This is a genomic window from Enterococcus sp. AZ048, from assembly GCF_051715125.1.
Classification (GTDB): domain Bacteria; phylum Bacillota; class Bacilli; order Lactobacillales; family Enterococcaceae; genus Enterococcus_A; species Enterococcus_A gilvus.
The window spans coordinates 1,664,905-1,684,200 of sequence record NZ_JBIOTD010000001.1; the positions used below are offsets into that span (position 1 = coordinate 1,664,905).

20 protein-coding genes and 1 tRNA gene are annotated in these 19,296 nt (G+C 43.8%); 8 read left to right on the forward strand and 13 right to left on the reverse strand.

Going from position 1 to position 19,296, the window contains the following annotated elements; genetic code table 11:
- Positions 1-16 precede the first annotated feature (16 nt).
- Positions 17-1,219 carry a multidrug efflux MFS transporter gene (locus IGI66_RS08110; RefSeq protein ID WP_010780574.1) on the reverse strand — a complete coding sequence of 401 codons (1,203 nt, stop codon included), beginning with the start codon at positions 1,217-1,219 and terminating at the stop codon, positions 17-19.
- 268 nt (positions 1,220-1,487) lie between these two features.
- On the opposite strand from IGI66_RS08110, the gene IGI66_RS08115 reads away from it, so the two are divergent.
- On the forward strand, positions 1,488-2,294 hold the full coding sequence (locus IGI66_RS08115; RefSeq protein ID WP_086303673.1) for a Cof-type HAD-IIB family hydrolase: 807 nt from the start codon (positions 1,488-1,490) through the stop codon (positions 2,292-2,294).
- Positions 2,295-2,335: 41 nt separating this feature from the next.
- On the opposite strand, the gene IGI66_RS08120 is transcribed toward IGI66_RS08115, so the two are convergent.
- The 5 genes from IGI66_RS08120 to IGI66_RS08140 form a co-directional block, all read right to left on the reverse strand.
- Entirely contained in the window at positions 2,336-2,836 is a 501-nt protein-coding gene (locus IGI66_RS08120; protein ID WP_438848422.1) for a flavodoxin family protein, read from the reverse strand.
- Between the two features lie 102 nt (positions 2,837-2,938).
- Positions 2,939-3,721 carry a DUF4357 domain-containing protein gene (locus tag IGI66_RS08125; protein WP_438848424.1) on the reverse strand — a complete coding sequence of 261 codons (783 nt, stop codon included), beginning with the start codon at positions 3,719-3,721 and terminating at the stop codon, positions 2,939-2,941.
- Between the two features lie 174 nt (positions 3,722-3,895).
- Entirely contained in the window at positions 3,896-4,621 is a 726-nt protein-coding gene (locus IGI66_RS08130; RefSeq protein ID WP_438848426.1) for a DUF2922 family protein, read from the reverse strand.
- Positions 4,622-4,670: 49 nt separating this feature from the next.
- A complete protein-coding gene (locus IGI66_RS08135; RefSeq protein ID WP_438848428.1) occupies positions 4,671-5,051 on the reverse strand; it encodes a hypothetical protein in 381 nt (126 codons plus the stop codon).
- Between the two features lie 237 nt (positions 5,052-5,288).
- Entirely contained in the window at positions 5,289-5,516 is a 228-nt protein-coding gene (locus IGI66_RS08140) for a hypothetical protein (protein WP_010780568.1), read from the reverse strand.
- 254 nt (positions 5,517-5,770) lie between these two features.
- Between IGI66_RS08140 and IGI66_RS08145 the strand changes: the two genes are divergently transcribed.
- Positions 5,771-6,766, forward strand: coding sequence for a homing endonuclease associated repeat-containing protein (locus IGI66_RS08145; protein ID WP_438848430.1), 996 nt, complete (start codon positions 5,771-5,773; stop codon positions 6,764-6,766).
- 65 nt (positions 6,767-6,831) lie between these two features.
- On the opposite strand, the gene IGI66_RS08150 is transcribed toward IGI66_RS08145, so the two are convergent.
- Together IGI66_RS08150 and IGI66_RS08155 are read right to left on the reverse strand one after the other, a co-directional pair.
- Positions 6,832-6,919, reverse strand: a tRNA-Ser gene (locus IGI66_RS08150).
- A gap of 41 nt (positions 6,920-6,960) precedes the next feature.
- Entirely contained in the window at positions 6,961-7,533 is a 573-nt protein-coding gene (locus IGI66_RS08155; protein ID WP_010780545.1) for a TetR/AcrR family transcriptional regulator, read from the reverse strand.
- A 393-nt stretch (positions 7,534-7,926) separates the two neighbouring features.
- On the opposite strand from IGI66_RS08155, the gene IGI66_RS08160 reads away from it, so the two are divergent.
- The 4 genes from IGI66_RS08160 to IGI66_RS08175 all read left to right on the forward strand — a co-directional run bounded on the left by IGI66_RS08160 (position 7,927) and on the right by IGI66_RS08175 (position 11,733).
- Positions 7,927-8,679 carry a threonine/serine exporter family protein gene (locus tag IGI66_RS08160; RefSeq protein WP_010780544.1) on the forward strand — a complete coding sequence of 251 codons (753 nt, stop codon included), beginning with the start codon at positions 7,927-7,929 and terminating at the stop codon, positions 8,677-8,679.
- A gap of 28 nt (positions 8,680-8,707) precedes the next feature.
- Positions 8,708-9,157: a threonine/serine exporter family protein gene (locus IGI66_RS08165; RefSeq protein ID WP_010780543.1), complete on the forward strand. Its 450-nt coding sequence runs from the start codon at positions 8,708-8,710 to the stop codon at positions 9,155-9,157.
- Positions 9,158-9,337: 180 nt separating this feature from the next.
- Positions 9,338-9,934 carry a TVP38/TMEM64 family protein gene (locus tag IGI66_RS08170; RefSeq protein ID WP_010780542.1) on the forward strand — a complete coding sequence of 199 codons (597 nt, stop codon included), beginning with the start codon at positions 9,338-9,340 and terminating at the stop codon, positions 9,932-9,934.
- Between the two features lie 230 nt (positions 9,935-10,164).
- Positions 10,165-11,733: a glycerophosphodiester phosphodiesterase family protein gene (locus IGI66_RS08175; RefSeq protein WP_438848434.1), complete on the forward strand. Its 1,569-nt coding sequence runs from the start codon at positions 10,165-10,167 to the stop codon at positions 11,731-11,733.
- Between the two features lie 129 nt (positions 11,734-11,862).
- On the opposite strand, the gene IGI66_RS08180 is transcribed toward IGI66_RS08175, so the two are convergent.
- The 3 genes from IGI66_RS08180 to gdhA form a co-directional block, all read right to left on the reverse strand.
- On the reverse strand, positions 11,863-12,081 hold the full coding sequence (locus IGI66_RS08180; protein WP_010780540.1) for a hypothetical protein: 219 nt from the start codon (positions 12,079-12,081) through the stop codon (positions 11,863-11,865).
- 493 nt (positions 12,082-12,574) lie between these two features.
- A complete protein-coding gene (locus tag IGI66_RS08185; RefSeq protein WP_010780539.1) occupies positions 12,575-13,921 on the reverse strand; it encodes a glucose-6-phosphate isomerase in 1,347 nt (448 codons plus the stop codon).
- An 84-nt stretch (positions 13,922-14,005) separates the two neighbouring features.
- Positions 14,006-15,349 carry an NADP-specific glutamate dehydrogenase gene (gdhA, locus tag IGI66_RS08190; RefSeq protein WP_010780538.1) on the reverse strand — a complete coding sequence of 448 codons (1,344 nt, stop codon included), beginning with the start codon at positions 15,347-15,349 and terminating at the stop codon, positions 14,006-14,008.
- Positions 15,350-15,500: 151 nt separating this feature from the next.
- Between gdhA and IGI66_RS08195 the strand changes: the two genes are divergently transcribed.
- A complete protein-coding gene (locus IGI66_RS08195) occupies positions 15,501-16,757 on the forward strand; it encodes an NAD(P)/FAD-dependent oxidoreductase (RefSeq protein ID WP_438848437.1) in 1,257 nt (418 codons plus the stop codon).
- Here the strand turns inward: IGI66_RS08195 and ybaK are convergent.
- The gene (gene ybaK / locus IGI66_RS08200; RefSeq protein ID WP_086303663.1) at positions 16,754-17,239 is read right to left on the reverse strand and encodes a Cys-tRNA(Pro) deacylase; all 486 of its coding nucleotides are present in this window, start codon (positions 17,237-17,239) and stop codon (positions 16,754-16,756) included. The two genes, IGI66_RS08195 and ybaK, sit on opposite strands and share 4 nt — an antisense overlap.
- A gap of 130 nt (positions 17,240-17,369) precedes the next feature.
- Here ybaK and IGI66_RS08205 point away from each other — a divergent pair, with 130 nt between their 5' ends.
- Positions 17,370-18,407 carry a tagatose 1,6-diphosphate aldolase gene (locus IGI66_RS08205; protein ID WP_431379572.1) on the forward strand — a complete coding sequence of 346 codons (1,038 nt, stop codon included), beginning with the start codon at positions 17,370-17,372 and terminating at the stop codon, positions 18,405-18,407.
- Positions 18,408-18,538: 131 nt separating this feature from the next.
- Here the strand turns inward: IGI66_RS08205 and aroD are convergent, their stop codons facing one another.
- Positions 18,539-19,288, reverse strand: a complete 750-nt coding sequence (aroD, locus tag IGI66_RS08210) for a type I 3-dehydroquinate dehydratase (protein ID WP_010780534.1) — start codon at positions 19,286-19,288, stop codon at positions 18,539-18,541.
- Between the last annotated feature and the right edge of the window lie 8 nt (positions 19,289-19,296).

Genomic DNA, 19,296 nt, shown 5'->3' on the forward strand with positions numbered 1-19,296 from the left:
AATTACTAATCAAAAGCTAAATTTTAGTATTCGTTAACAGCAATTTTCGGAAGTTGAAGGTACTTAAGATAATGTTGCCCAATACACAGGCGCTCGTTACTAAGAAGACGGCGGGATAGCCAAGAGAATGCGCCACCGTCGAACCTAGCATCGGCCCGATGACTTGTCCGAAATTATTGAACATTTGATTATAGCTGAAGATACGACTCACGCCTTCTGGCGGACTGATTTTGCTGATCAACGTATTGATTGACGGCATCAGCGCACCGGTTGAGAAGCCTAGGAAAAAGCGCAATACACCGAGCTGGAAGGGTGTTTTAACAAAGGCCATCGGAATGAAGCAGACCAGCGACAAGACGAGACCCGCCAATAATACCTTGTGATTTCCGATGCGGTCGCCGATTTTTCCTAACGTTGGTGAGGAAGCAATCGCCGATACGCCAGCCACTGAAACGATCATCCCGCTGATGACAAGGGCATTACTGCTGCTGCCGCTCAGGTCACGAATGTACAACGTCAAGATAGGGCTGATGCTGGTGACACCCACCTGCAAGATCAATGAACTAATGAATAATCCGATCAAAATCGGCATGTAGTTGATTCGTTTGCGCAATTCGTTCATGCTGATAACATCGGCTTTTTCGATTGGTTGAAAGTCTTCCTTGACCATCGTGACTGTCAAAATCGTACAAATCAGCAAAATGATCCCCGTAATGATAAAGACATTTCGCAATCCAAACCATTGTGCCAATAGACCGCCGATCAACGGACCGATCAGATTCCCGGCGACCCCGCCAGTAGCCAGTGTCCCCAGTGCCCAGCCGCTCTTTTGCTTGGGTGCCTGTGAAGCGATCAAGGCCGTCGCGTTCGGCATATACCCCGACAATACGCCAGTCATGAAGCGCATGATCAACAGCCAGTAAACATTTGAGACGAAGGCTAACGAGCCCATGGTGATCGTCATTCCAGCAGCGGCACGGACCATCATCAACCGCCTGCCTTTGCGGTCTGCCAAATTCCCCCACAAAGGTGCCACGATCGCAGCAGAGAAGGCGGTCACTGAAATCGCTAGTCCAGCAAACAAATCTACTTGCGACTTGGGTGTTCCTAATTCTTCAATGTAGACTGGCAAAAAAGGCATAACTAAACTGAAGCTCGCACCAGTAAAAAAACAACCGATCCATGAAATCAAGAGATTTCTTCGCCAATTGATTTTCATCTTCTGTATCCCCTTTCTTACCTCTTTCATTTCTATACTATAGCAGAATCAGACAGAAAAAACTTTTCTCTTCCCTTATCAAACGGGACAAAATGTTAATACTTTCATCAATTTTAAGCGCCCCGGTTGCGTTTTCTAATGGATGTGCTAGACTGAAACAAATTGAAAACAAGCTTTCTGTTTCATTTTACAGAATGAAATATACGCTTAGAACGATTCTTATTCTTCATTGAAAGAATAAATACACTAATACGAAGTAGGGGATTTTATGAAAAAATTGATCGCGATTGATTTAGATGGAACGACACTGAATCAAGATTCAAAAATTACTGATAAAACCGCCAAAACTCTGCGCCGCGCGATTGAGGATGGTCACTCCGTTGTGATCGCCACAGGACGCCCTTATCGCATGAGTAAAAACTTTTATCAAGAATTGCAGCTTACTACGCCGATGATCAACTTTAACGGCGCTCTCGTTCACCTGCCAGAAAAATCATGGATCGGCGAGCAAGAAACATCCTTCAATCGGAGCATCGTGTTTGATCTGATGTCGGAAAAGAAAAACTTAAAATTGGACTTTATCGCCGCGGAAAATCGCGACACGTTCTTTATTGACGACTTGAACTTCTTTGATCAGCATTTCTTCGCCAGCGACTTTGCTACGAACGAGAATTTGTTGACCGTTAATACCTTGCAGACCAATCCAACCTCTGTTTTGTTACGAAGCCAGCCTGAAAATGTCGGCAGCGTTTCTGAAGAATTGAAGCAGCAGTATGGACACGAGGTGGAAGTGAATACTTGGGGCGGGCCAAATCCTATTTTGGAAGTCGTAGCTAAGGGCATTCACAAAGCACACGGATTGAAGCGCGTGATCGACACTCTCGGCATGAATCAAAAAGACATCATTGCTTTCGGCGATGAACACAATGACGTCGATATGTTGAAATTTGCCGGCTGGGGCGTATCGATGGCAAACGGAACTGACCAATTGAAATCCGTTGCGAACGACATTACCGAAAAGCCGAATACCGAAGACGGTATGGCAGATTATTTAACGAAATACCTTGATTTATAGAAACTATGGGAAGAATCCTTTGATTCTCTTCCATAGTTTTTTTATTTTTCGAATAATTCGATGGCTTTTTCAGCAAAGCGCTGCCCAAAGACCTCAAAGACCGCCTTCGATTCCTCATAATGATCCCCGACGGCATCCAACGCCACCGGTCCATGATGGATAAAGGGCTGTCCGAAGGCTGAACCGCCGGAATACACCAGCATCCCCTTTACCAGCAAAATCCCAAGCATTGAAAGAATCGCAGTGTCACTTCCCCCTTGCGCATAATGAGCAGTCGCGAATCCTCCGCCAAGCTTGCCAGCAAAGGAAATCCCCTTGCTTTCCTCCAGCAGCCAACGCGTCATGCGCCAGTGACTCGTCGCCATATAGGTGGGAGACCCAAAAACAATGCCTGTGGATTCCTTCAAATAAGCGGCATCCACAGGCTCCTCCACTGAAAAGAGCCGTCCTTCACAGCCTGCCTTTTCCATTCCTGCTACGATAGTCTCCGCCATCTCCTTTGTCTGTCCAGTCTTGCTGTAGTAAATTACTGCCAGTTTCATAAGAACCGCTCCTTTACCCTTTTCTTCGATAGTACGCCTTAATGCGCGGCCTTTTCAACTACAAAAAAAGAGCCGCCTCTTAAAGAAGCCGCCCCTTTCGAACTAATTCACTACTGTGTATTCATCGATCGTCTTTCCATCTTTGTCCTTCAGAACCAGCCACCCATTGGTTCCGCCAAAGTAAAGAAAGAGTCCTGTTTCATTCACACTTTTAAAAATGATATCTTCCGTCGCCGTAAACTCTGAGAATTGCTTTGCGTGATCGGCCCTCAGCTTTTCCCCAAAACGCCCGTCAAATCCGATCGAGCCGTCCTTTTTTAGAGGGATTTCCTGCGTCAGCTTCGCACCAGCCTTCACCAGCATTTCATTGCGCTTTTGCCAAATCACCTCAGCCTTTGAATCCTTGTGATCCACATAAAAAGAAATTTCACTGACCTTTTTATTCCAACGGTGCTGCGCCTTCGCAGGTTTGGCTTTGATTTTTTGGTTTTCATAGCCAAAGGCTGCCAGAATAGCAAAGAGCTCTTTTTGCTGTTCTGACACTGTTGGAAAATGATTGGAAGCAATTTTCTGCGTCTCAAATAACCCCGCCGTTTTCAGCGCGTTCTCCTGCCACACATCCAACATCTGCTGGGCTAAGTCACGACCTTCTACTTCCCACGGCACCGAGATCTTCACCAGACTATCCGCTTTTTTTAGAGACGCAGAATCAATCATTGGACTGTAGTCGATCGCCTGCGGTTCACGTCCCTTAAAATACAGCAGCAGTTCGGTTTCTTCAGGTTTCGGCAGTTCTTTCAAGTCACGATAAATGTTCATTACCCCTCGTTCACCAAAGCGAACAGTAGTCACGTGTTGCTCTATTTCTACATTTAGCTGAATCATCGACGATCCCTCAAATCTTTTTTCTTTAAGCATAGAGAAAAAAGCGGTCTGCGTCGAATGATTTGCCTGTATCAAGCCTTTCTAACCAGCCTAAATAAGCTTTACTTTCAAGAATACTTTCTGCGGCTCCCCCGCTCCTGCCAACGTTGGACTTTTCAGGAGCGTGGGCCATCTTTATGCGTATTCTCGTCGTCGTATGCGATCGAGTAACCGCTTTCGTTTTTTCTTAGGCTTCTTTGGCGGCGAGTCCTTATTTGCAGAAATACTGATTTTCTGCGGCTCCTCCACTCTAGCGGTTACGAGGAGTCTGACGGGAGTCGCAGTATCATCCACATCTACGTCCTCTAAGGAGGCATGCGGCGGCAAGCAAGCCAGGATCAGCATAAACGCCTGCTGTTCCGTGAGCTCCCGCGGATCGGCACCTGCTGGAAGTGCGATCTTCTGGATCAGCCAGCCCGGTTTTGGCCGCTCTTCGACAATGGACAGATCTTCTGGGATTCGAATGTTGGCGATCGCTGCTGGACCCGCCGCCAACTCATTTCCCTGTCTCTCACGTTTCTTAGGTACAGAAGCCGGTCTTATTTCTGGTGCGATTTCCTGTGACGTCACACCGGCTGCTTCCATCAACTGTGTCAACGGATCTTTTGCCTTTGGTTTTCTTTTTGTTTTTGCGCCTGAATCAAAAATCGGTGTCACCTTTTTGAGAATCACCTTAGCGCCTAAAACTTCCTTGAACAGACGAACACCGTCTTTTTCAAATAAGTCCAATTTTGTTAATTTCGTCAGAGACGCTTTCACGTCTTCTGCGGTTTTACTTGTATCAAAATCCTTTAAGCGAAAATGATGGTTTTTGCCATCGCCTCGCGCGAATGTCGCATCTAATGTTGTTGTTACGTGCATCTGCTTTCTCCTCTCTCTTTAAGTGTCACGCTCCTTCCCTTTTTTCTTGTCATGATTCGGCTGCTCCTGCTAAAGCGGCGTAAACCGTTTGTTCTGAAAGTCCTTCGTCTTCTTCGCTATAGGATAATACGGGAAATAATTTCACCGTTAATAAGTGCCAATCTTGCTTAGTAAAATAATCAGAAAAATAAAGATAATAGCGGCGCATGGCGGCGGTTGAACGTGTCTTGAGAAAAATACGCTGAACCAGTGACCGCAGTACCATATGAAAATCTGTCTTCGTCAATTCTTCGCGAACCTGCAGCGTGATCAACATCTCGATGGTGGCCTTGCCATCGTTTGTTTGAAAGTAATAGCTGCGGATTCGTTTCTCCAATGTTTTTCGAGAAAGCGCAAACAATTTTTGCCGCGTCAACTCTTGTGTACCCATTCTTTTTCCTCCTTCCTTGTCTGTCTGAGATATCTACCTCCCAACGATAAATCAAAACCTAAAATATTTCATTATCAACTTTTTTAATAAAAAAAATAGATAAAAATAGTTTTCCCCTATTTGTTGTCCCATCAACCCTGATCGTCTTAATCAATAACAATAATTAGGTGAAAAAAATTGTAAAAAGGGGTGATTTCCGACAAAAAAAGCCCCGTTTTTCAACGAGGACAGGTCAAATCAATCAATAATTTTTTTCACTTTGAATGGTTCGGTCTTTTCAGAAGGCGCCTCTTGATCGGCTAAGTCGAACAAAATAAGGGCTTCCTTTCCCTCGCCTTCGACGATCACCAATTTTCCAAGGGGATCACGGTTGTCTTTGACGATCTGAGCCTCTTTCATCAGCTCTTTTGGGTCCCGTTTAGCAGCAAGAGCATTCCCCAAATTAAAGAATACTGTTTCTTCCATTTTCCTTCACTCCTTTTAGAAACCTTTTATTCAGTATAGCAGAAGCCGCGTAAAAGTACCGATTCGCGAATTCAACGCTCCTTCCAACTAGCCGACCTAATAAAAGAACTATTTTTTTCTATTAAAAATCAGAAAAAAGTTGGCAACGTCTTCTCTGGTTATTTGTGCTATCGTCTTCTTATAGCAAAAAGCCAGTCGATCAGCATTCTATAAAATAACGTTTTTTAAAATAAAAAAGAAAGAAGGACACATCCGTGGCAATCACAAGAGAGTATTTGATACAGAAACTAGCTAGCTTTGTAACAGAAAATGGTCGCGTCCCAAAAGTAAAGGAGTTCGGTCATTATGGCATCATACATAAATTTTTTGGCTCGTATACAGCGTTCCTCGAAAGCCAAGGCTTTGGCAAAACGAGAATCATTGCGCACCCGACAAAAAGCGAACTAGAGAAACGACTTCACGAATTTGTAAATAAAAATAAGCGCACGCCTAAATCCGTCGAATTCGGCTTCGCCAGTCACGTGTATAAATACTATGGCTCGTACATCAACTTTATCAAAGTCTGTGGCTACGCCTCTCTTTACCTCGATTCAAGAAACCATCCCGCTTCTAAAGAGGCCTTGATCGACAAATTGAATGTCTTCGTTACTAGACATGGACGTACGCCAACGTCAACAGAATTCGGTCAGAACACGACCATCGTCAGAAAATTCGGTTCCTATAACGCCTTTCTTCACAGCCAAGGATTCCCGCCCAATACTCCCGGACGGAAAACGCAACCCTTAGAGGAGAAATTAGCGAAGAAACTGGACGCCTTCATTGCGGAACATAAGCGCATCCCGCAGCCCAACGAATTCAAACACTATAAAGCTATCAGAACTACCTACGACACCTATGGAGCGTTTCTTAGAGCCCATGGGCACACGTTGCCGCCTTCAGAAGCCGCTCCGAAGAAAAAGACTAAAAAAGACACTAGCAAAGCAAAAAAGAACAATCCTCAGCGAGACAATCGTTCCCGACTCACGAACAAGCCCTCAAGATCCAGTAAAACAGGCGTTCGCGGTGTCACGATCAATAAAAAATCCAACCACTATGAAGCGAGGATCGATTGCCAAGGCAAAAGATATTATCTAGGCACCTTCAAAACACTCGAAGAAGCCGCTGAAGCGCGCAAAGCCGCCGAAGAAAAATATTTTGCCCCTCTGCTGAAGGAATACACAGAGTCTCGCCAGCAAGACGAGACTTGCTGATGCAAATAATTGAAAACAGCGCACAAAAAAAGCGCGGTGAAAGCCGCGCTTACAGGTAAGATAAAAGGAAGGTACGGGATTTGAACCCGTGCACCACATTACTGCGGCTCGCCGGATTTCGAGTCCGGTGCATTACCACTCTGCCAACCTTCCGCATCATTTATCTTACCTTTTTTCGTTTAAATGTCAAGATTTTATAATGAATCTAATACAGAAGTGTCTTCTTCTTCTAAGATATTGTTGATCGTACGATTGATCAAATGAACGATTTCATCTTGCGTCGGTTCAATGATGCCAGAAGACATCAGTGTCGCGATCCCCGTCACACAGATCCACGTTCCTACATGCAATGCGTTGATGCGTTTTTCAGATAATTGGCTGTACTTAGGATGCTCAAGCATCAATTGATGGAAGTAGTTGTAAGAAAAGTCGTGCATTTTCTTCCCGCCACCATATTCTTGAACGTACAGCGCATTGTACAAATTGCCTTGCTCTTTTGCAAAATAAACATAATTCAAGCCTAAGTCGATGATGGTATCACCTGTACGAACTTCTGGGAAAATATCATAATATAGGTGATTGCAGATCTCATCTAACAATGTGTTCTTAAGATCACTCATATTTTTAAATTCTAAATAGATCGGTTGCGTACTGATTCCCATTTTTTTGGCGATGTTACGTGCAGTAAATCCAGAAAAACCTTCATTTTCGACAACTTCATAGGCAGCCTTTAGAATCTGGTCTTTTGTGTAAACTTTTCTTCTCATTTTGATTCCTCCCAGAATGTTATTATTTTTATCGTCATTTTATTTTAATCAAAAACTGATTAGTTTTGCAACCCTTATGCAAGATGTTATCTAAATTTAGTGGATATTTCTTCAAATATGAAGTGTTATCCTTCGTTTTTATCTTACAAAGGGAGTGGAACCGTTTTATAATTTCTGTAAATTTTAACTTATTTCACTAAAAAACGAAAGTATCGTTATACATTTGAAGACATTTTTGTTTCTTTAAACTAAAATGAGTCTCTTCATTAAAAAATTTTGGTGTTACTTTATTATACTTTCTTGAGCCTTCAGTGACAATCATTATTCTTTTTCTTGTCTAATTTATTTATTTTATCTACTATAGTATAGAAATAGTAAAGGGGGAGGAACTGAATGGAACAGCAAAACTACGCACAACTTGTTTTAAATACTTGCTTGAAAGCTGGGAAGATCATGATGGAATCCGGCTCAGAAGTTTATCGAGTGGAAGACACGATGAAACGAATCGCTCTCAATGCAGGCCTTGATGATATACAAACCTATGTGACCGCCACAGGCTTGATCGTCGGATTCCCTTCGGAGCAGAACAGCCAAGTGGTTCAAATCACACCGCAATCCATCAATCTAGAAAAAGTGACCGCGGTCAACCAGGGCTCGCGCCAATTCGCTGATGGGGAGCTTTCTTTGCCAGACTTCTATCTTTATTTAGAGGAAGTCGATTCAGTTACACCGGATTTTCCGTACCTGTGGAAAATCATTGCGGCTGGTGTCGTCAGCAGCACACTTATGATCATTTTGAATGGGACTTGGTTTGATTTTCTCCCAACCTTTGTCATCGGAATGATTGGTTTTGCCGTCCATACGTTTTTCGGCAACCAGCTCCATATGAAATTTTTAAATGATTTCGTTGCCGCATTGGTCATCGGCAGCTTATCCTTATTGGCGGTCTCTTCTTCTGCTGCACTTGAGGTCAACAGTTTGATCATTGGGTCCATCATGCCCCTCGTGCCCGGATTGGCTATCACAAACGCCTTTCGCGATATCATGGCGGGCCATTTGATCAGCGGCGTTGCCCGTGGCACAGAAGCTTTATTCATTGCTGGTGCGATCGGCGGCGGTATCATCGTCGCGTTTAATTTCTTTTAATAGAACGAACTATACTTGGAGGTCTCTCATGAATTTTCTTATCAATTTTCTTTTTAGCATGTTCAGTACGATCGCCTTCAGCGTCATCACGAATATTCCGCGCCGTGCTTTTTTAGCCTGCGGCCTGACTGGTGCGGCTGGTTGGATGACTTTTTGGATCTTGCAAACGTATTTTCATCAAAATATTGGGATCTCGAATTTTTTAGGCGCCTTGATGATCGGTCTTATTAGTATTTTTTTCTCTCGTATGATGCACATGCCGGTGATCGTTTTTAATGTTCCAAGTTTGGTTCCTTTGGTTCCGGGAGGCCCCGCCTATATGGCCGTTCGTCATATGATGAATCAGGAGTTCACTGAATCCATGGAAAAAGTCGTGACTGTTCTGGTTACTTCGGGAGCGATCGCCATCGGGTTCATGTTCACGAACCTGATCGAACGGGCGCTAAAACGGACACGCTCGAACTTTAGAACAAAGTAACTCGAAGGAGCAGGAGTCTATTTCCTGCTTTTTATTCATAAAAGAATGCAAGCGTTCTCAGCTAATTTCTAAGTAAATTTTAAGTTTCACAGGAAATTTACAAATTACAACCTCAGACGTATGCATTTTGTGAATTTATCCTTTATACTTCATTTTAGAAAGACAAAGGGGATGAATTAAATGAGTGTCGTTCAATCCAGGAGACTATTAAACCTTATTTCGATAATGGGAATTGCTATAACGATCAGTTTATCTGTCTATTTTTATCGCTTAGGCGTATTTAACGATATGAATTCACTGCGACAACTTGTCGGGCTGTCACCAATTGCCGGACCGCTCATCTTCGTATTGATCCAAATCATCCAAGTGGTGATCCCGATCATTCCGGGGGGCATCAGTCTTGCGGCTGGCGTCTTGATCTTCGGACCTTATTGGGGATTTGCTTACAACTACATCGGAATCGTGATCGGTTCCTTGATTTTATTCTTAATGGGCAGACATTACGGCAAGCCTCTGATCATGCATCTTGTCAGCGACAAGATCTACCAGAAATACCAGCATTGGCTGGATGATCCGCGCTTCGACAAATGGTTCGCACTCGCGATTTTCTTGCCAGTTGCACCAGACGATGCCCTCTGTTTGATGGCTAGTTTAACGAATATGTCCTTTAAAAAATACAGTGCGATCATCTTTTTAGCAAAACCTGCCTCCATCTTTTTATACAGCTTGGCTTTGCTGCAAGGCGGCACGTTACTCTCTCACCTACTCGTCCACTAATTTTAGTGGGCTTTTTTTTTTACGAAAATTCCTCCTTCTTTAGGCATAGTTGGAAATTCTGACTTTTCCAGCAGAAAAATTCACACATTTTTCATTTGAAAGTTCGATAATAATAAGGGATACTTTCTTTAGCTGTTGGGAAAACCCAACCATAAAAAAATCGCAAACAATCACTTTTACAGGATTTTATTTTATATAGTATATTTGCTTATCGAACCATAGGAGGAACTATGACTTATTTACGTCGACGGATCACGCATTTTTTTAGTACGTTCTCTATTTATAATTTTTTACTGCTTGCCTTTGGTCTCCCTTTTTTATCGGAGAGTCTCTTTTTATTTTTTAGGCAAAGCCTATTGAATTCGCTTTACCACCCATTTTATTTCGTGCTTTTTTTAGCCTTGGTTTTCCTTTATGGGAACTTTTTCAGTCAACTGCAATCCAATGAAAAACTATTTCAGAATTTTTCTCTGAAGGGGGCATTTGTCAGCTTTCTGTTTTGGCTCGTGCTGTCACCCCTCTTTTTCTTTCGTTTTTATCAGTTGCTGCTAGTGTGGCGCCCGCTTCCAGCAGATGTCCTTTCTTTTCTGTTCCTGTATCGCTGGAAAATTTTACCTGTGCTGCTGCTTTTATACGTGCTGCTGCTCTATGGTCTTTATCGGGTGATCTTGGTGCCACGATATTTGAAACGAGGACTGACGCTTAAGGAAAGTATTCGGCTCAGTCGGGAAAAAACGAAGAAGCGACCAGTCAAACAGTTGCTCATTTTTTTCCTGATCCCTTTAGCATTCTTAGCAGCGAGCCTGCTCGTTAAGCTCGGTTTTATTGGTCTGACGCGTCTATTAGTCAGTCAAAGCGGTGCGATGTGCCTGCTGCTGCTTTATCGCGTGGCCCAAAATTCCCTTTGGGCGCTCTTTTTCCTTTATTTAGCGGCCTCCGACAAGAAGGTCGTAGACAAGGAAGCCCCAAATAAGGCCTCCATCGTCTGGTTGAGTTTGACAGTCTTTGCTTGTCTCGGTCTTTATACGCTGCAATACATGCAATCCTTCACGACGCAACGCCCGAATACGCCTATGTCGATTTCTCATCGGGGCGTCTCAGGACGAAACGGTGTCCAAAATTCCATCGCCGCGCTGCAAAAGACGAGCAGCCAGTACCATCCTGATCTTGTTGAAATGGACGTACAGGAAACCGCAGATCACCAATTGGTCGTGATGCACGATGAGGACCTGCAAGCACTCGCCCATAAGAAGCTCCGTGTCGACGAGGCGACTTGGGCAGAACTAAAGGAGCTTACTTTAGAAGAGAACGGGTATACGAGTGACATCCCGCTATTTTCCGACTATCTGGCGGCGGCAAACGAGATCAACCAGAAACTTCTGATCGAGCTGAAAGTCACCGATAAAACGAAGGCGACGATTCTTCAACAGCTGCTGCCTTTAAAAGAGCAGCTCGCGGATCATCAATTGCAAAGTATGGATCTAGACATCGCCAACCAGCTAAAGGAACGATTCCCTACTTGGAAGGTCGGCTACATCTTACCCTTTGATCTCTTAGGCGCACCAAAGAACAACTTGGATTTCGTGAACATCGAAGCACGGACTGCCAATGGTGAGCTCATTCGGAATTTGCAGCACCAAAAGAAACAAATATATGTCTGGTCGATCCATTCCAAGCAGCAAGCGTCTGTTTACCCATACCTGCACGTCAATGGGCTTCTGACAGATGACCTTCGTCTTTTGTCCCACTACGGAGACGATATAAAAGGAAAAACTGCCAGTATTCTACAATTCAATTAAGCAAATCGACTGTGAAAAGCCTTCCTGAAAGTCTCTTCACAGTTTTTTTGTTTCAAAAAAAGACCCCAATCAAAAAATGATTTGGGTCTCCTTCCTGTCAAAATAATTCTTTCACATGTTTGCAAGCAATTATGCTGTACATTCGATCTCGATACAGCTTAAGATATCTTCGTATTTCACTAATAAGCGATTTTGTAGTTCGATGACTGTCGCGCGATCTGCTGCATCACATGTCACGACATTGATCAAAACGGTATTATTGTAGAGTTGTTCGACCGCCCCTACAACTTCTTTCTCTATTCCGATCGCTCGGCATTGATAAGTAAGACCAATTTCAATAGTTTCCATAATAAATCCCCCTTTAATTCTACGTTTTTATAATAACACAATGAGAAAAAATTGAAAACGTTTTTTATTACTTTTTTTGCTTTTGTAGCAAGGGAGATGTCACAATAGTTAGAAAATTCGTAAAACATCAACTTAAACAACTGTGGTTATTTTTAATCTTACGTTCATTTTCTATTTATCTTTATTTGTTTAAAAACGATTTCATTGTGCGATACTTATGCTTTTAATCATTATTTTTGATTAGTCGCACATTATTTTTAGTATACCAATCAAAAGCGCCTCTTTTCCCACCCAGATCCCTCCTGATTTGGGACGAATATAAACCCATTTCTTTTTCTAAAATTTTAAATTCTGGAAAAAAAGCAGTCCTTTCTTTGTGAGGAACTGTTCTAATTATTATTGAGCTGCGCAAAAACACCGCCGCTGTCCGGACGTATCCCGATAGCGGCGGTGCTTTTTAGTTTCATTTAATGTGCGTCTCTTTCTTAATGGATTACAGACGATCGTTCAATTCTTTTGCTAACTCTTCAAATCCTGGTTTGCCAAGCAAAGCAAACATGTTTTTCTTGTATGCTTCCACGCCTGGTTGGTTGAATGGGTTCACACCTAGCAAGTAGCCAGAGATACCCACTGCGATTTCAAAGAAGTACATTGCGTAGCCTAGAGTGTAAGCATCCATTGTAGGGATGTTCAATACGAAGTTCGGAACACCGCCATCTGTATGTGCTAATAACGTTCCTTGGTACGCTTTAGAGTTTACGAAGTCAACATCTTTGCCTTCTAAGTAGCCTAAGCCATCTAAGTCAGATTCTTGTGAAGGGATCGCCACTGATTTACGAGGGTTTTCCACTTTCACGATCGTTTCAAAGATGTTGCGGCGGCCTTCTTGGATGTATTGTCCAAATGAATGCAAGTCTGTTGAGAAGTTGGCACTTGATGGGTAGATCCCCTTCAAGTCTTTTCCTTCTGATTCGCCGTATAATTGTTTCCACCATTCGTTGAAATATTGCATACCTGGTTCGTAGTTGACCAAGATTTCAGTCACTTTTCCTTTACGGTATAGAATATTACGAAGAGCGGCATATTGATACGCTTCGTTTTCGTCTAAGTTTTCGCTTGAATAAGCTTCGCGAGCATCCGCTGCACCCTTCATCAAGGCGTCGATGTCTGCGCCGCTGGCTGCGATTGGTAATAGACCCACTGCTGTTAATACAGAGAAACGTCCGCCAACATCATCAGGAATAACAAAGCTTTCCCAACCTGCTGCGTCTGCTTCAACTTTAACTGCGCCGCGGGCTTTATCTGTTGTCGCATAAATACGTTTGTTTGCTTCTTCTTCACCGTATTTTTTGATCAATAATTCTTTGAAGACACGGAATGCGATTGCTGGCTCAGTCGTCGTTCCTGATTTAGAAATCACATTAACTGAGAAATCACGGTCGCCGATCACTTCGATTAAGTCAGCGATATATGTTGAGCTGATTGAGTTTCCTGCAAAGAATACTTGAGGTGCTTTGCGATCTTCTTTGTCTAACACGTTGAAGAACGTTTGGTGTAAGAATTCGATTGCTGCACGAGCTCCAAGGTATGAACCACCGATTCCGATTACGACTAATACTTCAGAATCAGATTGAATTTTTTCAGCTGCTTTTTTGATACGAGCAAATTCATCTTTGTCATAGTTTACTGGAAGGTCGATCCAGCCTAGGAAATCATTTCCTGCGCCAGTTCCTTCGCGTAATTCTTTGTGAGCTAGAGCTACTTCAGATTTGATGTAGTCCATTTCATGTTCGCTCACGAATGGTGCTACTTTCGAATAATCGAAATGTATGTGTGCCATTGTTTTTCCTCCTTGAAAGTCAGTTCATAACAATCTATACTTTACGTTTCTTTTGACTATTTTTCAAGCGTAAACCATTAAATATTAGACAGTTCCTTGCGCCAACATCGCAGCAGCGACTTTCTCAAAACCAGCTATATTTGCCCCCGCTGCAAAATTATCTTTATCAGCATATTTTGCTGCGGTATCGCGGCAGGTTTCATAAATATTTTTCATGATGTCGTCTAATTTTCCGTCGACCTCATCTTTGGTCCAAGCCAAACGTTGCGAGTTTTGGCTCATTTCTAGAGCAGATACTGCTACGCCCCCAGCATTCGCTGCTTTTCCTGGTCCGTAAAGCACGCCATTTTCATGATACAATTTCACTGCACCGTTCGTACTAGGCATATTCGCGCCTTCAGCGACCACTTTCACACCATTTTTCACTAAGATCTCCGCTTTTTCATCATCGATCTCATTTTGTGTCGCACATGGCAGCGCGATGTCTGCTTCTGTTTCAAATGCCCAAACAGAACCTTCATGGTATTCCGCATTTGGACGCTCTTTTGCATATTCAGTCAAACGCTCACGACGCACTTCCTTGATGTCTTTCAATAAGGCCACGTCAATGCCGTCTTTATCATAGATATAGCCATTCGAGTCTGAACACGTGATCGCCGTTGCACCTAATTCCTGTGCCTTTTCAATCGCATAGATCGCCACGTTCCCGCTTCCTGAAACAAGGACCTTTTTGCCCTCGAAAGAATCGTCGCGGTCTTCCAATAGATGCTTCACAAAGTAAACGGCCCCGTAGCCTGTCGCTTCCGTCCGCCCAAGGCTGCCATTAAAGCCTAAAGGTTTACCCGTCAGCACGCCCATGTCGTATTCACGCAGACGCTTGTATTGACCGAACAAATAACCGATCTCGCGTCCGCCGACACCGATATCCCCTGCTGGTACGTCCAGATTTGGCCCGATATGCTTCGACAATTCCGTCATGAAGCTTTGACAATAGCGCATCACTTCTGAATCAGATTTTCCTTTTGGATCAAAATCCGATCCGCCTTTACCGCCGCCGATCGGCAAGCCAGTCAAACTATTTTTAAAGATTTGCTCAAAACCTAAGAATTTTAAAATACTTAAGTTCACGCTTGGGTGGAAACGCAGGCCACCCTTATATGGGCCGATCGCTGAGTTAAATTGGACACGGTAGCCGCGATTGACTTGCCAATTTCCTTCATCGTCTTGCCAAGGCACACGAAATTGGACCATACGTTCCGGCTCCAGTATCATGCCTAAAATATTTTTCTCTACATATTCTGGATGCTCTTCAAGAAACGGGATCACCGTTGGTAAAAATTCATCCACCGCTTGTAAAAATTCTTCCTGATTCGGATCTTTTGCCTCTAAGTTTTTCTGAACCTGTTCAACATATTCTTTTACTTCCATCAAATTCCTCCTCACAGTTAATACTCATAGTTTACATCATTTTTTAATAAAAGTGGAAAGAAATTCATGATACACTGCAAGTTGAATGTCAATCGTTCGGATTTAAAGTAAGATAGAAACTATAAATTTACAGATAAATGAGGACAACTAAATGAGTAAAAAATTCGATGTCATCGTGATCGGCGGCGGCCCTTCTGGGATGATGGCCGCAATCACTGCCGCAATGAACGGGGCTCAGGTGGCTCTTTTTGAGAAGAATAAACGACTTGGAAAAAAATTATTGATGACGGGCGGCGGCCGCTGCAACGTGACTAATAATCGATCCGTGGATGATTTGATCGTCCATATTCCCGGCAACGGGCGCTTTTTATATAGTACGTTTTCGCAATTCGACAACCAAGACGTCATGCGTTTCTTCAGTGAACGCGGGGTCGCTTTGAAAGAAGAGGATCACGGGCGTATCTTCCCTGTCTCGGATAAATCTGCCACCATCGTCAATACATTAAAAGAAGAGCTGGAAACATTAAACGTCTCCCTGCACTTTAAAGAACCCGTTGAAAAAATCATCAGTGACGGTGCTGCCATTCAGGGTGTCCGTACTTCAGAAGGCGATTACTCCGCTAAAAGCGTGATCATTACGACCGGAGGCATCACGTATCCTTCCACTGGCTCACAAGGCGACGGCTATCGCTTTGCAAAGAGTGTCGGACATCATGTCACGCCGCTATACCCGACAGAGTCTCCGATCTTTCTGACGGATGCTTTCGTTGAAGAAAAAACGCTGCAAGGTCTTTCACTGCAAGACGTTCGGCTCTCTGTGCTCGACGCTAAAAACAAGCGCGTGACCAGCCATGAGATGGATCTACTCTTTACGCATTTCGGTGTCTCAGGGCCCGCCGCTCTACGTTGCTCCAGCTTTGTAAACCAATTATTGCGCACACAAGAAACAGCAACCTTAACACTTGATTGTTTCCCTGAAACCTCTGCCTCTGACTTAATGGCGGACATTCGCAAACGCGCCGCATCCTCTACAAAACACTTAAAGAATGCCTTGACCGGCTTTTTACCAGAGCGCTTGCTGCTCTTCTTCTTAGAAAAGGTCGGGATCAGCGAACAAACGTATGCGCAAACATCAAAAGAGGATATAGAGACCTTTGTTTCCTATTGTAAGAACTGGACGATGACCGCCAACAAGACGTTCGGCTTGGAAAAGTCCTTCGTGACCGGCGGCGGGGTCGAGCTAAAAGAGGTCAATCCAAAGGAATTAGCCAGCAAAAAAATCCCCGGTCTGTATTTTGCCGGGGAAGTGCTAGATGTCAATGGGTATACAGGCGGGTATAACATTACGACGGCTTTTTGTACCGGCTATGTGGCAGGTACAAATGCTGCCTATCACGCATTTGGTTAATGTGTCAGTTCAGTAAATTGTCCTCGCGTCAGCTCTACGATGGCGTCGGGGGCAATTTCCATTTGCAGCCCTCTGCGCCCCGCAGAGATGGCGATCGCCTCAAAATTTTCCGCTGAAGCATCCACAAAAGTTGGAAACAGCTTCTTCATCCCGATCGGTGAACAGCCGCCGCGAATGTACCCTGTCGTTGCCTCCAGATCCCTCAGATGAAGCATCTCTACTTTTTTGTTGCCGCTGGCCTTCGCAATTTTCTTCAAGTCCAATTCATGATCGCTGGGAATGACCGCTACGACAGGACCTGTTTTGTTTCCAACAGCCACCAGTGTTTTAAAGATGCGCGCAGGAGCGATCGCGACCTGTTCAGAGACATGCCCTGCCCCTAAGTCATCCTCGCTCCATGCGTATTCATGTTCCTTATAAGCAATTTTCTTTTGCTCCACTAAACGAATCGCATTGGTCTTTTGAATTTTCTTCTTAGCCAAATCAATCCCTCACTTCATTTGTTTTCTAAAGTCTAGCAAAAAAGCGAAAATGAGACAAATCGGTCGTTTTGTTTGGTCTTTTTTCTTAAAAGTTCTACACTGAATTTGTACGAGAAAGGATGTATTCATCATGAAAAGAATTTCAAGAGGAAAGTTTGAGAAGATGCAACAATTGTCAAATGATCAAGGTGTCATTGCGGCCTTAGCGATCGATCAACGAGGCTCTATGAAAAAGATGATGCAAACGGCTGTCGGTGAAGATAAGTTTTCAATGGATCAAGTTTACGAATTCAAAGAGCTCGTCTCACAAGAATTGACGAAACACGTTAGCGCGATCCTGCTAGACGAACAATATGGCTTCAAGGGCATCCAAGCAAAAGACCCAAGCTGCGGATTGATTCTGTCTTATGAAAAAACCGGCTACGATGCCAATACCCCCGGTCGTCTCCCAGAATTGTTGCCAAACGAATCGTTGGATCGCTTATTAGAAAAAGGCGCGGATGCAGCGAAGGTTCTCGTCTATTATGATCCAGACGAACCAAAAGAAATTTTGGACATCAAGCACGCTTTCTTAGAACGTTTAGGGACAGAAGCCCTTGCGGCGGACATTCCTGTATTCGTTGAACCGATCGTCTACGATACGAAAATCACTGACGATCACTCCCCTGAATTCGCAGAGATCAAACCACAAAAGGTGATCGACACCATTAAGGAATTCACGAAGGATAAATACCATATCGATGTCTTGAAAGTAGAAGTTCCTGTTCTCTTTAAGTATGTCGAAGGCTTTAATAAAGGCGATGATCCTGTCGTTTACACACAAGAAGAGGCGGCCGCCTACTTCAAAGAAGCAGGAGAAGCAGCGACACGACCTTTTATCTATTTAAGCGCGGGTGTGCCTGCGGATGTTTTCCGTGAAGAACTGACTTTCGCTGGCGAGCATGGTGCAAATTACTGCGGCATCCTCGGAGGTCGTGCAACTTGGCGCGACGGTGTTCAAGTATATGCTGACGGCGGCAAAGACGCTTTGATCGATTGGCTGGATACGCAAGGCCGTGAAAATATCAATGAATTAAATGATATCTTAGGCAAATATGCTAAGCCTTGGTATGAAATTTACGGTGGCCTAGACAACATTGAGGTTTTTGACATTGATGTCATGAAGTAACCACGAATTAGCAAGTGTAAAGTTTTTTCAGGAAATTCTTTACAAAAAGAAAGCGAATCGCTCGTTGACTATCCAAATCGATAGTTTCACAGCGATTCGCTTTCTTTTTGATTTTATTCAATGAGTAAAAATTATCTCAGTACGTCGATCATCAAAGCCAATTTCTCTACCTCGATCTGTGCATCAGGAGAAGGATGGTTTTCTAAACAGCCGTAAGTCATGCAAGACCCGTCCAATGATCCGCTGACCTGCGAAAACTTGCCTAATCGTCCTAGCGAGACCGATACCACTGGCAGCGAAACAAAAGTCTGTGCCTTCATGACGATCTCCATCTGACGTAGAACATCCGCTTCATTTTGCGGTTGGACCACTACTTTTGCGATGTCCGCACCCCAATGCTCCATCAAATTCAAACGGAACAGGATCACTGCGTCTTCTGGCGTTTCTTCAAAATTATAGTAGCTTAAGATGACCCGCACATCCAATGCCTGCATCCATTTAATGAAGGTCGTAGACAATTGATCGATGATCGATACTTCTACATCCGCTAAATCGATCGCGCGTGAAGATACCGCGAACTCGTTGACATGGCGATACTGATTGAGAGTAATGTCGATCTCTCCGCCAGATTCTGCCATTCTCAAATTGAAGATCAAGGGAATGTTCCTGATCTCGTCCCGTAAAGCCAACAGCGTAGAGTTCAGCTTGTCGTCGTCCAACACGTCTTCATAATAATCAGCGCGCCATTCGATCACTTCAGCGATCTTCTTCGCTTCATTCGCTTGTTCGATGATTTCCTCGAAAGTCTTTCCAACAATCGGCACGCAGATTTTAGGTTTTCCTGCATCAAAGCGCACCTCTCTTACTTGAATATCCATCATAAGCATCC